Here is a 13,377-nt window from a genome sequence, read left to right on the forward strand (position 1 = left end):
TGGGCGGCCCCGGCAGCTGTCCCAGGGGCGCGGGGAACTGCGCGACCGGCCACGACGGCGGGACGGATGCCTACGGTCTCGGCCCTCGGGGCGCTGTCGTGCCTCGGCGTTGGTCGGGCGGCCCCGGCAGCTGTCCCAGGGGCGCGGGGAACTGCGCGACCGGCCACGACGGCGGGACGGATGCCCACGGTCTCGGCCCCCGGGGCGCTGTCGTGCCTCGACTTCGGTCGGACGCTACGGCAGCTGTCCCAGGGGCACGGGGAACTGCGCGACCGGCCACGACGGCGGGACGCATGCCCACGGCCCCGGCCGCCCCGGGCGCCATAGGGGCTGGACCTGGCCCCGGCGGCACGGCAGCCCACCCAGGGGCGCGGGGAACTGCGCGATCGGCCACGACGGCGGGACGCATGACCGCGGAGTCCGATCCATACCCCTTCGTCCATCTGTGTCACCCCGGTGTAACCGGAGACGCCCGGAGGCGGCACGAAACGATAACGGCCATGAGAAACCCCGTTCCCCTCCCCTTCTACGCGCGTTACTGTGCGCCGAATCGCCACCACTGGCGGCACATTGGGGACAGCGGCCCGTGACGGCGCCGTGGGGATGAAGGAGTGCTTGCTGTGCGTCTGCTCTCTCGGAAGATGTCCCGGAGAACGAGGTTCTCCCAAGCTGCGGTGGCCGTCACGGTCGTCGCCCTCGCGGCCGCAGGGTGCGGCAAGTCCAGCACCGACTCCGCCACCTCGTCCTCCAAGGACGGCAAGTACTCCGGCAAGGGCATCGGCCTCGCCTACGACATCGGCGGCAAGGGCGACCAGTCCTTCAACGACGCCGCGTACGCCGGCTTCAAGAAGGCCCAGGACGAGTTCAAGATCGGCGGCCGGGACATCGAGCCGCAGGCCAACGAATCCGACGCGGACAAGATCCAGCGTCTGGAGACCCTGGCCAAGGCCGGCTACAACCCCGTCATCGGCGTCGGCTTCGCCTACGCGCCGGCCGTCAAGCAGGTCGCCTCGAAGTACCCGAAGGTCACCTTCGGCATCATCGACGACAACACCATCCAGGCGAAGAACGTCGCCGACATGGTCTTCCACGAGGAGCAGGCCTCGTACCTCGCGGGCGTGGCCGCGGCCAAGGCCACGAAGAAGCACCACATCGGCTTCATCGGCGGCGTGGACATCCCGCTGATCCACAAGTTCGAGGCCGGCTTCGACCAGGGCGCCAAGTCGGTCGACCCGAAGATCAAGATCGAGTCGCAGTACCTGACCCAGACCCCGGCCGAGGGCGGCTTCTCCAGCCCGGACAAGGGCGAGAACGCGGCCAACGGCCAGATCGACGCGGGCGCCGACGTGATCTACCACGCGGCCGGCCTCTCCGGCCAGGGCGTGATCAAGTCCGCCGCAGAGCACAAGGTGTGGGCCGTCGGCGTCGACTCCGACCAGTACCAGCAGAGCGCGCTGGCCAAGTACAAGGACTACATCCTCGGCTCGGCCCTGAAGAACGTCGGCGGCGCGGTCTACGACCTGGCCAAGTCGGTCTACGACGGCAAGCCGCTCAGCGGCGAGGTCCGCGGCGACCTGAAGTCCGGCGGGGTGGGCTTCGCCGACTCCAACCCGAAGTACAAGGCGCTGCCCGGTGTGGCCGCGGCCGTGGACAAGGCCAAGCAGGACATCATCAGCGGCAAGATCACCGTCAACACCAAGTGATCTGACCCCGCCCGGCACCGTTCCTCGGTTACGCCCCTTGCCTGCCGCAAGGGGCGTACTGCTGTCCGTAACCTTGGGCAGTGACTGTGGCCACAGCTCGATAACGGACCGGACATTGGGGGTTTTCCGCCAGGTCTACGCGCGTTACGCTGCGGCGGAACCAGCGCCTGGTTTGGGCGCTTGCACAAAGGAGTCTCGTTCCATGCGCCGGGTGTCCCGTATCACGATTGCAGGCGTTGCGACCGCAGCGCTGGCCGTCACCGTCTCTGCCTGTGGCAGCAGCTCTTCCTCCTCGTCCTCCGCCGAAGGCAAGTCCAAGGGCATCGGCCTGGCGTACGACGTCGGCGGCAAGGGTGACCAGTCCTTCAACGACGCCGCCTACGCGGGCCTGCAGAAGGCCGAGAAGGACTTCGGTGTCGGCGCCCGGGACGTCGAGCCCCAGGACAACGAGACCGACGCGGACAAGACCCAGCGTCTGGAGACCCTGGCCAAGGCCGGCTACAACCCGGTCATCGGTGTCGGCTTCGCCTACGCGGGCGCCGTGAAGGAGGCCGCGACGAAGTTCCCGAAGGTCACCTTCGGCATCATCGACGACAACCAGACCCAGGCGAAGAACGTCGCCGACATGGTCTTCCACGAGGAGCAGTCCTCGTACCTCGCGGGTGTCGCGGCCGCCAAGGCCACCAAGAAGAACCACATCGGCTTCATCGGCGGCGTGGACGTCCCGCTGATCCACAAGTTCGAGGCCGGCTACGTCCAGGGTGCCAAGTCGGTCAACCCGAAGATCAAGGTCGAGTCGCAGTACCTGACCCAGACCGCCCAGGAGGGTGGCTTCTCCAGCCCGGACAAGGGTGAGAACGCCGCCAACGGCCAGATCGACGCGGGCGCCGACGTGCTGTACGCCGCCGCCGGCCTCTCCGGCCAGGGCGTCATCAAGTCCGCCGCCGAGCACAAGGTGTGGGCGATCGGCGTCGACTCCGACCAGTACAACCAGCAGGCGCTGGGCAAGTACAAGGACTACATCCTGACCTCGGCCCTGAAGAACGTCGAGGGCGCGGTCTACGACCTGTCCAAGTCCGTCATCAAGGACAAGAAGCCGCTCGCCGGCGAGATCCGCGGCTCCCTGGACAACGGCGGTGTCGGCCTGGCCGACTCCAACCCGACCTTCAAGAACAACGCCGCCATGCAGGCCGCGATCAAGAAGGCCGAGGCCGGCATCAAGGACGGCAGCATCAAGGTGAAGACCTCCTGACGATCTAGGTCAGAAGCCTTGGCCAACAGAGCGCTGTAATGACAGCGTTACGGCCACGGAACGGGGTGCGGAGAGGATGACCTGCCCGCACCCCGTTCGCGCGGCAGAATGCTCGGAACGGATCGGGTACTTGCGCGGGACGACTGTCCCTGATCAAGGCCGATCAGATCCGGGCACTATTTAAAGCAGGGGCGCTACGCGCGTAGAGCGGCCCCTTTCCCGAGGAGAGTGCGCCATCGACGCGTCCAGCAGCCCTCCGCTCACCGCTCAGTCGACAGTCGCGGTAGAGCTCGCGGGCATCACCAAGCGATTCCCCGGTGTGGTGGCCAACCACGACATCCACCTGACGGTCCGCAAGGGCACCGTGCACGCCCTCGTCGGCGAGAACGGCGCCGGCAAGTCGACCCTGATGAAGATCCTCTACGGCATGCAGAAGCCGGACGAGGGCACCATCGCCATCGACGGCGAGCAGGTGAGCTTCTCCAGCCCGGCCGACGCCATCGCCCGCGGCATCGGCATGGTCCACCAGCACTTCATGCTGGCCGACAACCTGACCGTGCTGGAGAACGTGGTGCTCGGCAGCGAGAAGCTGTTCGGCATCGGCGGCGGCGCCCGCAAGAAGATCAAGGAGATCTCCGACCGCTACGGCCTCGGCATCCGTCCGGACGCCCTGGTCGAGGACCTCGGCGTGGCCGACCGCCAGCGCGTGGAGATCCTCAAGGTCCTCTTCCGCGGTGCGCGCACCCTGATCCTCGACGAGCCGACCGCCGTGCTCGTCCCGCAGGAGGTCGACGCGCTCTTCGACAACCTGCGCGAGCTGAAGGCCGAGGGCCTCTCGGTCATCTTCATCTCCCACAAGCTGGGCGAGGTGCTGTCCGTCGCCGACGACATCACCGTCATCCGGCGCGGCACGACCGTCGGGACCGCCGTCCCGGCCGAGACCACCCCGCGCCAGCTCGCCGAGCTGATGGTCGGCAGCGAGCTGCCCACCCCGGAGACCGCCGAGTCCACGGTCACCGACCGCGCGGTGCTGGAGGTCAGGAACCTCACCGTGCACGCCCGCGGCGCCGTCTCCATGGGCACGGAGGAGGAGCCCGCGGCCGGGGGCCTCACCGAGTTCGCGCCCGCAGGCGCGGTCAAGAAGGTCCTCGACGACGTCACCTTCACCATCCACGCCGGCGAGGTCATGGGCATCGCCGGTGTCGAGGGCAACGGCCAGACCGAGCTGATCGACGCGCTGATCGGCACCAAGCACGCCGACTCCGGGCAGATCGTCTTCCTCGGCGAGGACATCACCCCCTGGGCCACCCGCAAGCGCCGCGAGTCCGGCGTCGGCTACATCCCCGAGGACCGCCACCGCCAGGGCCTGCTGCTGGAGTCCCCGCTGTGGGAGAACCGCATCCTCGGCCACGTCACCGAGAAGCCCAACGCCAAGGGCTTCTGGCTGAACCCCAAGGGCGCCCAGGCCGACACCCGCCGGATCGTCGAGGAGTACGACGTCCGCACCCCCGGCATCGACGTCACCGCCGCCTCCCTGTCCGGCGGCAACCAGCAGAAGCTGATCGTCGGCCGCGAGATGAGCCACGACCCCAAGTTCCTGATCGCCGCCCACCCCACCCGCGGTGTGGACGTCGGCGCCCAGGCGCAGATCTGGGACCGCATCCGCGAGGCCCGCCGCGAGGGCCTGGCCGTGCTGCTGATCTCCGCCGACCTCGACGAGCTGATCGGCCTGTCGGACACCCTGCGCGTCATCTACGACGGCAGGCTGGTCGCCGACGCCGACCCGGCCACCATCACGCCGGAGGAGCTCGGCACGGCCATGACGGGTGCCGCGTCCGGTCACCTGGAGCACGAAGAGACCGCCCCCGAGGGCGCCGACAACGCCGGTCCGGAGGACGAGACCCGATGAAGAAGTTCGACAAGGAGCGGGCGCTCGTCGCGGTGGCCGGACCGGTCATCGCGATCGTCCTGGCGATCGTGCTGACCTCGGTGGTCCTGCTCGCCTCGGGCAAGAACCCGATCGAGCCCTACGTCCTGATGCTGCAGCAGTTGCCGTACTCGGACATCCAGGTGCTGATCATCAATCAGGCGTCGCTGTACTACATCGCCGCCATCGCGGTCGCCCTCGGCTTCCGCATGAACCTGTTCAACATCGGTGTCGACGGCCAGTACCGCCTCGCCGCGGTGATGACCGCCGTCGTCGGCGCGCACGTGGCCCTGCCCGGCGTCCTGCAGATCCCGTTGCTGCTGATCGTCGCCATGGCCACCGGCGCCTTCTGGGCCGGCATCGCCGGTGTCCTGAAGGTCACCCGGGGCGTCAGCGAGGTCGTCGCGACGATCATGCTGAACTCGATCGCCACCGCCGTCATCGGCTACGTCACCCTCACCGACGTGTGGGGCGTGCAGATCGGCGACAACGTGACGACCGGCGTGATGAAGAAGTCCGGCTGGTTCCCGGGCATCAACCTCGGCTCGGACGTCGGCGAGATCTACGGCCTGGTCTTCCTCGCCGTCGTCCTCGGCATCGGCTACTGGGTGGTGCTCAACCGCACCCGCTTCGGCTTCGACCTGCGCGCCACCGGCGCCTCGGAGACCGCCGCCGCGGCCTCCGGTGTCGACGCCAAGCGCATGGTGCTGGTCTCCATGCTGATCTCCGGCGCCATCGCGGGCCTGGCCGGTCTGCCGCTGCTGCTCGGCGACACCCACACCTACAGCCTGAGCTTCCCCGCCGGCCTCGGCTTCACCGCCATCGGCATCGCCCTGCTCGGCCGCAACAACCCCGGCGGCATCGCGCTCGCCGCCCTGCTGTGGGCCTTCCTCGACAAGGCCTCGCCCGCCCTGGACTACGCGACCCCGGTGGCGTACGACAAGGAGATCGCCACGATCATGCAGGGCCTGATCGTCTTCGCGGTCGTCATCTCGTACGAGGCCGTACGGCAGTGGGGCCTGCGCCGCCAGCAGAAGCGGGTCGGCGCGGAGCTGGCCGCGGCCGCCGCTCAGAACACCAAGAAGGAGGTGGCGGCCTGATGTCCACCGCGACCATCGCCAAGCCGCAGGCGAAGCAGCCCGGCAAGGGCGGCCGCCGAATGTCGCTCCCGGTACTCCTGCTGGTCATCGCGGGCGTGCTGGTGCTGACCTCGATCGTCCGCCTGATCACCGGTGCGGACGGCATCACCTCGGTCGGGCAGATGTCCACCGCGCTGCAGCTCGCCGTGCCGATCGGCCTCGCCGGCCTCGGCGGCCTGTGGGCCGAGCGCGCGGGCGTCGTCAACATCGGCCTCGAGGGCATGATGATCCTCGGCACCTGGTTCGGCGCCTGGGCCGGCTACCAGTGGGGCCCGTGGGCCGGCATCGCCTTCGGCATCATCGGCGGCGCGCTCGGCGCCGTCCTGCACGCCGTCGCCACCGTCACGTTCAACGTCAACCACATCGTCTCCGGTGTGGCGCTGAACATCCTGGCCCTCGGCGTCACCCGCTACCTGTCGAAGTTCACCTTCGCCGACGCCCCGCAGGGCTCCACCAAGCAGTCCCCGCCGATCGACTCGCTCGGCGAGTTCAGCATCCCGGGGCTGTCGGACTGGCTGAACACGCTGAACGGCAAGCACTGGTTCCTGGTCTCCGACATCGCCGGCCTGCTCGGCGGCCTGGTCACCGACCTGTCGCCGCTGACCGTCATCGCCGTCGCGCTCGTCCCGCTGACCTGGTGGGTGCTGTGGCGCACCGCGTTCGGCCTGCGCCTGCGCTCCTGCGGCGAGAACCCGGTGGCGGCCGAGTCCCTCGGCGTCAACGTGTACAAGTACAAGTACATCGCGGTGATCATCTCCGGCGGCTTCGCCGGCCTCGGCGGCGCCTTCCTGTCGATCGTGGCGTCCAACGTGTACCTCGACGGCCAGACGGCCGGCCGCGGCTACATCGGTCTCGCCGCGATGATCTTCGGCAACTGGATGCCGGGCGGCCTCGCCCTCGGCGCCGGCCTGTTCGGCTACACCGACAGCCTCAACCTGCGCGGCGGCACCACCAACGTGCACGCGCTGATCCTGCTGGTGGCGATCCTGCTGGTGATCGGCGCCGCCTACCTGGCCTGGCGCAAGAAGTACGTCCCGGCCGTCGTCACGGTCGTCGTCGCGGCCCTGATGTTCCTCTGGTACACCTCCACCAACGAGGTCCCGCGGCAGCTCGTGACGGCCACCCCGTACATCGTCACGCTGCTCGTCCTGTCGCTGTCCGCGCAGAAGCTGCGCATGCCGAAGGCGGACGGCCTGCCGTACCGCAAGGGGCAGGGCAAGTGACCGCCCCGGCCGACGTCGACTGGGAGGCGCTGCGGGCCGAGGCGCGGGAGGCCATGTCCCACGCCTACGCCCCCTACTCGGGCTACCCGGTCGGCGTGGCCGCCCTGGTCGACGACGGGCGCACGGTCACCGGCTGCAACGTGGAGAACGCCTCCTACGGGCTGGGCCTGTGCGCCGAGTGCGGGCTGGTCTCGCAGCTCCAGCGCACGGGCGGCGGCCGCCTCACGCACTTCACCTGCGTGGACGGCGAGGGCGCGCTGCTCGTCCCGTGCGGCCGCTGCCGCCAGCTCCTGTACGAGTTCGGCGGGCCCGAGCTGCTGCTCGACACCCCGGCGGGCGTCCTCGCGCTCTCCGAGATGCTGCCCCAGGCCTTCGGCCCGGGCCATCTCACCAAGTAACTCCCGTACGGCCCCCCTGACCTGTTCAGGGGGGCCGTGCACTTCGCACCTCCCGGAAGGAAAGTCATGGCCATGGACGCCATCTCCGTCATCCGCAGCAAGCGGGACCGCGGTGAGCTGACCGACGAGCAGATCGACTGGGTCATCGACGCGTACACCCGCGGCGAGGTCGCCGACTACCAGATGGCCGCGCTCAACATGGCGATCCTGCTCAACGGCATGAACCGCCGCGAGATCTCCCGCTGGACCGCGGCCATGATCGCCTCCGGCGAGCGCATGGACTTCTCCTCGCTCTCCCGCCCCACGGCGGACAAGCACTCCACCGGCGGCGTCGGCGACAAGATCACCCTCCCGCTCGCCCCGCTCGTCGCGGCCTGCGGCGCGGCCGTCCCGCAGCTCTCGGGCCGCGGCCTCGGCCACACCGGCGGCACCCTGGACAAGCTGGAGTCCATCCCCGGCTGGCGGGCCCTGCTCTCCAACGAGGAGATGCTGCACGTCCTGGACACCACGGGCGCGGTGATCTGCGCCGCGGGCGACGGCCTCGCCCCGGCCGACAAGAAGCTGTACGCCCTGCGCGACGTCACCGGCACGGTCGAGGCGATCCCGCTGATCGCCTCCTCGATCATGTCGAAGAAGATCGCCGAGGGCACCGGCTCGCTGGTCCTGGACGTGAAGGTCGGCAGCGGCGCCTTCATGAAGACGATCGAGGACGCGCGGGAGCTCGCCGCGACGATGGTCGGCCTCGGCACCGACCACGGCGTGAAGACGGTCGCGCTCCTCACGGACATGGCCACCCCCCTCGGCCTGACCGCGGGCAACGCCCTCGAGGTCCGCGAGTCGGTCGAGGTCCTGGCCGGCGGCGGTCCCGCGGACGTCGTGGAGCTGACGGTCGCGCTGGCCCGCGAGATGCTGGACGCGGCCGGGGTCAAGGACGCCGACCCGGCGAAGGCGCTGGCCGACGGCTCCGCGATGGACGTCTGGCGGCGGATGATCGCCGCCCAGGGCGGCGACCCGGACGCCGAGCTGCCCACGTCGAAGGAGCAGCACGTCGTCAAGGCGCCGTCCTCCGGTGTGCTGACCCGCCTGGACGCCTACGACATCGGCGTCGCCGCCTGGCGCCTCGGCGCGGGCCGGGCCCGCAAGGAGGACCCGGTGCAGGCCGGCGCGGGCGTCGAGATGCACGCCAAGCCGGGCGACACGGTGACCGCGGGCCAGCCCCTGCTGACCCTGCACACCGACACCCCGGAGCGCTTCGACTACGCCCTCCAGGCGGTCGAGGGCTCCTACGACATCGCGGCCCCGGGCACCGACTTCACGGCGTCGCCGGTCGTGCTGGAACGTATCGCCTGATCAGGGGTTTTCCCGTTCGGGTGAAGGGGATCGGTGGACCTGCACCGGTCCCCTTCGGCATGCTGGGATCGGTGACGCACCGATTGGAGACCGCCGTGAGCGCACTCACCGTCAGCCAGGACCCCGACCAGAACTGGGACGACCTCGTCCGGTACTGGGAGGAGATGGAGTGGCCCGAGGGCAGCAAGGTGGAGATCATCGAGGGGATCATCACCGTGTCACCTGCTCCCGCGTTCCGCCACAACGTGATCGCGGCACGCATTCAGCGTCGCCTCTACTCAGTGATCCCCGAGGACTGGGAGATCTTCCAGACTTTGGCGATCGCCGTGCCCTCCCGCCTCGGCATGCTCATCCCGGACTTGGTGGTGACTCCGGTGCCGGAGCGCCTCGGGGCGGAGTCGCACATTCCGGCCGCCCTCGCCGAACTCGTCGTCGAGGTGACATCCAGGTCCAACGCTGGGCACGACCGCGTCAGCAAGCCCGCCGCCTACGCGACCGCGGGCATTCCGCTCTACCTCCTCGTCGACCCCTGGGCGCCCGGCGGTCCCACGGCGACGCTGTACGGGGAGCCCAAGGGCGAGGTCTACCGGACTCTGAGCGCCGTGAAGTTCGGCGATCCCGTCAAGTTGCCGGAGCCGTTCGACCTCACGATCGACACGGGCGAGTTCCCCGTCGACTGACCCTCACCCCAGCACCGCCGCCACCCCCACCAGCACCGGTACCGACACCACCGTCGACAGCAGGATCGACTCCCGCGCCAGGGACTCGGCCACCCGGTAGCGGCTGGCGTAGGTGAACAGGTTCTGGGCGGCCGGGAGGGCCGAGGTGACCACCACGTCCAGCAGGGTGGCGCCGTGCAGGGCGAAGACGCCCTCCGCCAGCAGCCACGCCACCAGCGGCTGGCCCACCGACTTCAGCGCCACGGACAGCAGGACCGGGCGGCGGTCCCGGCCCCGGCCGGGGAGCGCGTTGCCGTGCAGGGACATGCCGAAGGCCAGCAGGGCCGCCGGGACGGACATGTTGCCGATCAGTGTCAGCGGGCTCATCAGGGGGCCCGGCAGCCGCCACCCCGCCGCCGAGACCAGGACCCCGGACAGCGAGCCCACCGCGATCGGATTGCGCAGCGGGGTCAGCAGGCGCCGCCACACCGTGCCCTTGCGGCCCGTGCCGGACAGGTCGAGGACGGTGAGGGCGACCGGGGTGACCAGGACGACCTGGAAGAGCAGGACCGGGGCCACCAGCGACGCGTCGCCCAGGACGTACGCCGCGATCGGGATGCCCAGGTTGCCGGAGTTCACGTAGCCCGAGCACAGGGCGCCGACGGTGGTGCGGCCCACGCCCCAGCGCCCGAGCGCGCCGACCGCCGCGAACAGCCCGCAGACCACCGCCGTGCTCAGGGCCGTGACGAGCAGCCGCGCCGAGAAGAGGACCGACAGATCGGCCTTCGCCAGCGTGGTGAACAGCAGTGCCGGACCCGCCACCGTGAACGCCAGCCCGGTCAGCACCGCGGCGCCCTGGTCGCCGAGCGTCCCGCGCCGCCCGAGCACATAGCCCACCCCGATGACGACCGCGATCACCGCGAACCCGCTCAGCACCCCCTGCACGGGGCACCACCCTCGGGCGCGGGGGACCACCGGGTCAATGTGATCTTCGTCGGCCGCCCGTGACCCACGGCTCGCGATGAGTTACGGCCCGCCCGCCGGTCTACCGCACGTGGATGCCAAGACACCCCCCGTGCTCATGCTCGCCGGCCCGGTCACCCGCGTGGAGGTGCCGGGCTGGTGCGACGAGGTGCGGTCGCTGCTGTGCGGGACCGGCGCGCGGGTCGTCGTGTGCGACACCGGCGGGCTCGGGCCGCCGGGCCTCGGCGCCGTCGACCTGCTGGCCCGGCTGGAGCTGGCCGCCCGCCGGGCCGGCGGGCGGATACGACTGCGCGATCCCGACCCGGCGCTACTCGGCCTGCTGGACCTCGTCGGGCTCCGCTTCCAGGTGGAGGGGGAGTCCGAACAGGGGGAACCACCGCTGGGTGTCGAGGAAGCAGTGGAACCCCGTGATCCGGCCGTCTGAGATCTCCAGCACCTGCACCGCCCAGGGGGTGAAACCGCCCTTCTCCTCGTCCGGCTTGTAGTGCGCGAAGCCGGGCAGCCCGTTGGCCTGGACCGGCAGCAGCCGGGAGCCGGCGCAGGAGGCGCCCAGGGTGGTCATGAAGCCGGTGATGTCGGCGGGGCCGCGCAGCCACAGGTCGAACGGCGGCATCGTCATGACGGCGTCCTCGTGGAGCAGCGCCGTGAGCGCCGTCATGTCGTAGCCCTCGAAGGCCTTCACGTAGCGCTCGAGGAGTTTTCGCTGCTCCTCGTCCAGCGGGTCGGAGACCGAGCCCTCGGCGCCCGTCTCCGCGCGCTCGGCGAGCGTGGCCCGGGCCCGCTGCAGCGCGCTGTTGACCGAGGCGACCGAGGTGTCCAGCAGTTCGGCGACCTCGCTCGCCCGCCAGGCCAGCACCTCGCGCAGGATCAGCACCGCCCGCTGCTTGGGCGGCAGTTGCTGCAGCGCCGCCATGAACGCCAGCCGGATCGACTCCTTGGCGACGGCCGCCTCCGCCGGGTCGTCCTCCGTGGGCAGCACGCGCGCGTCGGGCATCGGCTCCAGCCAGGTGTGGTCGGGGCGCGGGGCGAGGGCGGCCCGGGCGAGCGGGGTCGCCTCGGTCAGGTCCATCGGACGGGCCCGCTTGTTCCCGGCCGTCAGCATGTCCAGGCAGACGTTGGTCGCGATCCGGTAGAGCCACGAGCGCAGACTGGAACGCCCCTCGAACTTGTCGTGACTCCGCCAGGCGCGCACCAGGGTGTCCTGCACCGCGTCCTCGGCCTCGAAGGAGGAGCCGAGCATGCGGTAGCAGTACCCGGTCAGTTCGGTCCGGTGCTTCTCCAGCGCGACCTCGAGGTCCGCCGTCGCCGTGCCGTCGCCCATCGTCCACCCACCCCTGTGGCCGTCCTGTCGGCGCGCCTTCGCGCCCCAGCACTCCGGAAGCTACCGCAGCCCACTGACAACGGCCCCCCGAGTACGGAAATGCCCAGCTCGGACCGGTTGCTTCCGGGGCTGACCGGCGTGGGTCAGTGCGCCGCCACCGGCTCCCGGCGGGTCGCGAACCGGGCCGCCCGGGACCCCAGCACGGTGATCGTCACCACGCCCAGGACGGCGCACAGGCCCACCGTGACCGTGCCGCCCCAGCCGCCCGCGTGGAAGGCCATGGCGCCCACCGTGCTGCCGACGCTGGAGCCGATGTAGTACGCCGACTGGTAGAGGGCCGAGGCCTGGGCGCGGCCGTGGGAGGCCGTCCGGCTCACCGCCGAGGAGGCGACCGCGTGCCCGGCGAAGAAGCCCGCCGTGACGAGGACCAGGCCCAGCAGCACCAGGGGCAGCGAGGGCGCCAGCGACACCAGCAGGCCCGCCGCCGTCGTACCGCCCGCCAGGTAGAGCGCGCCCCGGCGGCCGAGGCGGCCCACCAGCCGGCCCGCCGTCGACGCCGACACCGTGCCCACCAGGTAGACCAGGAAGATCGAGCCGACGATGCCCTGCGGCAGCGAGAAGGGCGCCTCCGTCAGGCGGTAGCCGATCACCGTGTAGACGCCGCCGAACACCGTCATGAACAACGCGCCGATCGCGTACAGGCGCCGCAGCAGCGGGTCGGAGAGATGGTCGCGGACCGTGCCGAGCAGCACCCGGGGCCGCAGCGAGCCGGGCGTGAAGTGGCGCGGGGCCGGCAGCAGCAGCCGGAACGCCACCGCGCAGACCACCGCGACCCCGCCGATCACACCGACGGCCGCGCGCCAGCCGCACTCCTGCGCCACCCAGCCGGTGATCACCCGGCCGCTCATCCCGCCGACGCTGTTGCCCGCGACGAACAGGCCGATCGCCGTGACCAGGGCCTTGGGCCTGACCTCCTCCGCCAGATAGGCCGTAGCGGAGGCGGGCAGGCCGGCCAGCGCCGCGCCCTGCACCGCCCGCAGCACCACGAGGGCGCCGAGGGAGGGGGCGAAGGGCACCAGCAGACCGACGCCCACCGCGACCGCCAGCGAGGCCGTCATCACCGTACGGCGGCCGAAGCGCTCCGACAGCGCGCTCATCGGCAGCACGAACAGCGCCAGCCCGCCGGTCGCGGCCGCGACCGTCCAGCTCGCCTCGCTCGCGGGGACCCCGAACTCACCGGAGATCAGCGGCAGCAGGGCCTGGGTGGAGTAGAGGAGGGCGAAGGTCGCGACCCCGGCGAGGAAGAGGGCGAAGCTCATCCGGCGGTAGCCGGGGCCACCCGGGGCCAGGCGGGAATCGGCGGAACGGACGGACACGGCGGCGCCCACGACGGTGGACGCCCCGGTACTGGCGGGAGACAT

General features: G+C 70.7%; 12 protein-coding genes. 9 read left to right on the forward strand and 3 right to left on the reverse strand.

All coding sequences use genetic code 11. The features are described from left to right. The first annotated feature begins 641 nt into the window (after positions 1-641). From B446_RS23030 to B446_RS23065, 8 genes are all read left to right on the forward strand, one after another. A complete protein-coding gene (locus tag B446_RS23030; protein ID WP_043476287.1) occupies positions 642-1,703 on the forward strand; it encodes a BMP family lipoprotein in 1,062 nt (353 codons plus the stop codon). A 202-nt stretch (positions 1,704-1,905) separates the two neighbouring features. Then, positions 1,906-2,955 carry a BMP family lipoprotein gene (locus B446_RS23035; protein ID WP_020941828.1) on the forward strand — a complete coding sequence of 350 codons (1,050 nt, stop codon included), beginning with the start codon at positions 1,906-1,908 and terminating at the stop codon, positions 2,953-2,955. 235 nt (positions 2,956-3,190) lie between these two features. Next, positions 3,191-4,864, forward strand: coding sequence for an ABC transporter ATP-binding protein (locus B446_RS23040; RefSeq protein ID WP_043476289.1), 1,674 nt, complete (start codon positions 3,191-3,193; stop codon positions 4,862-4,864). Further along, positions 4,861-5,982 carry an ABC transporter permease gene (locus B446_RS23045; protein WP_020941830.1) on the forward strand — a complete coding sequence of 374 codons (1,122 nt, stop codon included), beginning with the start codon at positions 4,861-4,863 and terminating at the stop codon, positions 5,980-5,982. The genes B446_RS23040 and B446_RS23045 overlap by 4 nt, the downstream gene beginning before the upstream one ends. Next, positions 5,982-7,244: an ABC transporter permease gene (locus tag B446_RS23050; protein WP_020941831.1), complete on the forward strand. Its 1,263-nt coding sequence runs from the start codon at positions 5,982-5,984 to the stop codon at positions 7,242-7,244. The genes B446_RS23045 and B446_RS23050 overlap by 1 nt, the downstream gene beginning before the upstream one ends. Beyond that, positions 7,241-7,642, forward strand: coding sequence for a cytidine deaminase (locus B446_RS23055; protein WP_020941832.1), 402 nt, complete (start codon positions 7,241-7,243; stop codon positions 7,640-7,642). Before B446_RS23050 ends, B446_RS23055 begins: the two co-directional genes overlap by 4 nt. A gap of 66 nt (positions 7,643-7,708) precedes the next feature. Next, positions 7,709-8,992, forward strand: coding sequence for a thymidine phosphorylase (locus B446_RS23060; RefSeq protein WP_043476291.1), 1,284 nt, complete (start codon positions 7,709-7,711; stop codon positions 8,990-8,992). 95 nt (positions 8,993-9,087) lie between these two features. Continuing rightward, positions 9,088-9,672 carry a Uma2 family endonuclease gene (locus tag B446_RS23065; RefSeq protein WP_043478931.1) on the forward strand — a complete coding sequence of 195 codons (585 nt, stop codon included), beginning with the start codon at positions 9,088-9,090 and terminating at the stop codon, positions 9,670-9,672. Positions 9,673-9,675: 3 nt separating this feature from the next. On the opposite strand, the gene B446_RS23070 is transcribed toward B446_RS23065, so the two are convergent. Beyond that, the gene (locus B446_RS23070; protein WP_020941835.1) at positions 9,676-10,596 is read right to left on the reverse strand and encodes an AEC family transporter; all 921 of its coding nucleotides are present in this window, start codon (positions 10,594-10,596) and stop codon (positions 9,676-9,678) included. 76 nt (positions 10,597-10,672) lie between these two features. Between B446_RS23070 and B446_RS37305 the strand changes: the two genes are divergently transcribed. Further along, a complete protein-coding gene (locus tag B446_RS37305) occupies positions 10,673-11,059 on the forward strand; it encodes an STAS domain-containing protein (protein WP_123060270.1) in 387 nt (128 codons plus the stop codon). On the opposite strand, the gene B446_RS23075 is transcribed toward B446_RS37305, so the two are convergent. Both B446_RS23075 and B446_RS23080 read right to left on the reverse strand, forming a co-directional pair. Further along, positions 10,943-11,956 carry a sigma-70 family RNA polymerase sigma factor gene (locus tag B446_RS23075; protein ID WP_020941837.1) on the reverse strand — a complete coding sequence of 338 codons (1,014 nt, stop codon included), beginning with the start codon at positions 11,954-11,956 and terminating at the stop codon, positions 10,943-10,945. The genes B446_RS37305 and B446_RS23075 overlap by 117 nt on opposite strands. Before the next feature lie 143 nt (positions 11,957-12,099). Then, positions 12,100-13,377, reverse strand: a complete 1,278-nt coding sequence (locus tag B446_RS23080; protein WP_020941838.1) for an MFS transporter — start codon at positions 13,375-13,377, stop codon at positions 12,100-12,102.

This window comes from Streptomyces collinus Tu 365 (genome assembly GCF_000444875.1).
Classification (GTDB): domain Bacteria; phylum Actinomycetota; class Actinomycetes; order Streptomycetales; family Streptomycetaceae; genus Streptomyces; species Streptomyces collinus_A.

Bases quoted from the DNA above. Each gene is read 5' to 3' on its own strand.
- B446_RS23030 (WP_043476287.1), top strand. From the start codon at position 642: ATGTCCCGGAGAACGAGGTTCTCCCAAGCTGCGGTGGCCGTCACGGTC.
- B446_RS23035 (WP_020941828.1), top strand. From the start codon at position 1,906: ATGCGCCGGGTGTCCCGTATCACGATTGCAGGCGTTGCGACCGCAGCG.
- B446_RS23045 (WP_020941830.1), top strand. From the start codon at position 4,861: ATGAAGAAGTTCGACAAGGAGCGGGCGCTCGTCGCGGTGGCCGGACCG.
- B446_RS23050 (WP_020941831.1), top strand. From the start codon at position 5,982: ATGTCCACCGCGACCATCGCCAAGCCGCAGGCGAAGCAGCCCGGCAAG.
- B446_RS23060 (WP_043476291.1), top strand. From the start codon at position 7,709: ATGGCCATGGACGCCATCTCCGTCATCCGCAGCAAGCGGGACCGCGGT.
- B446_RS37305 (WP_123060270.1), top strand. From the start codon at position 10,673: ATGAGTTACGGCCCGCCCGCCGGTCTACCGCACGTGGATGCCAAGACA.
- B446_RS23075 (WP_020941837.1), bottom strand. From the start codon at position 11,956: ATGGGCGACGGCACGGCGACGGCGGACCTCGAGGTCGCGCTGGAGAAG.
- B446_RS23080 (WP_020941838.1), bottom strand. From the start codon at position 13,377: ATGTCTCCCGCCAGTACCGGGGCGTCCACCGTCGTGGGCGCCGCCGTG.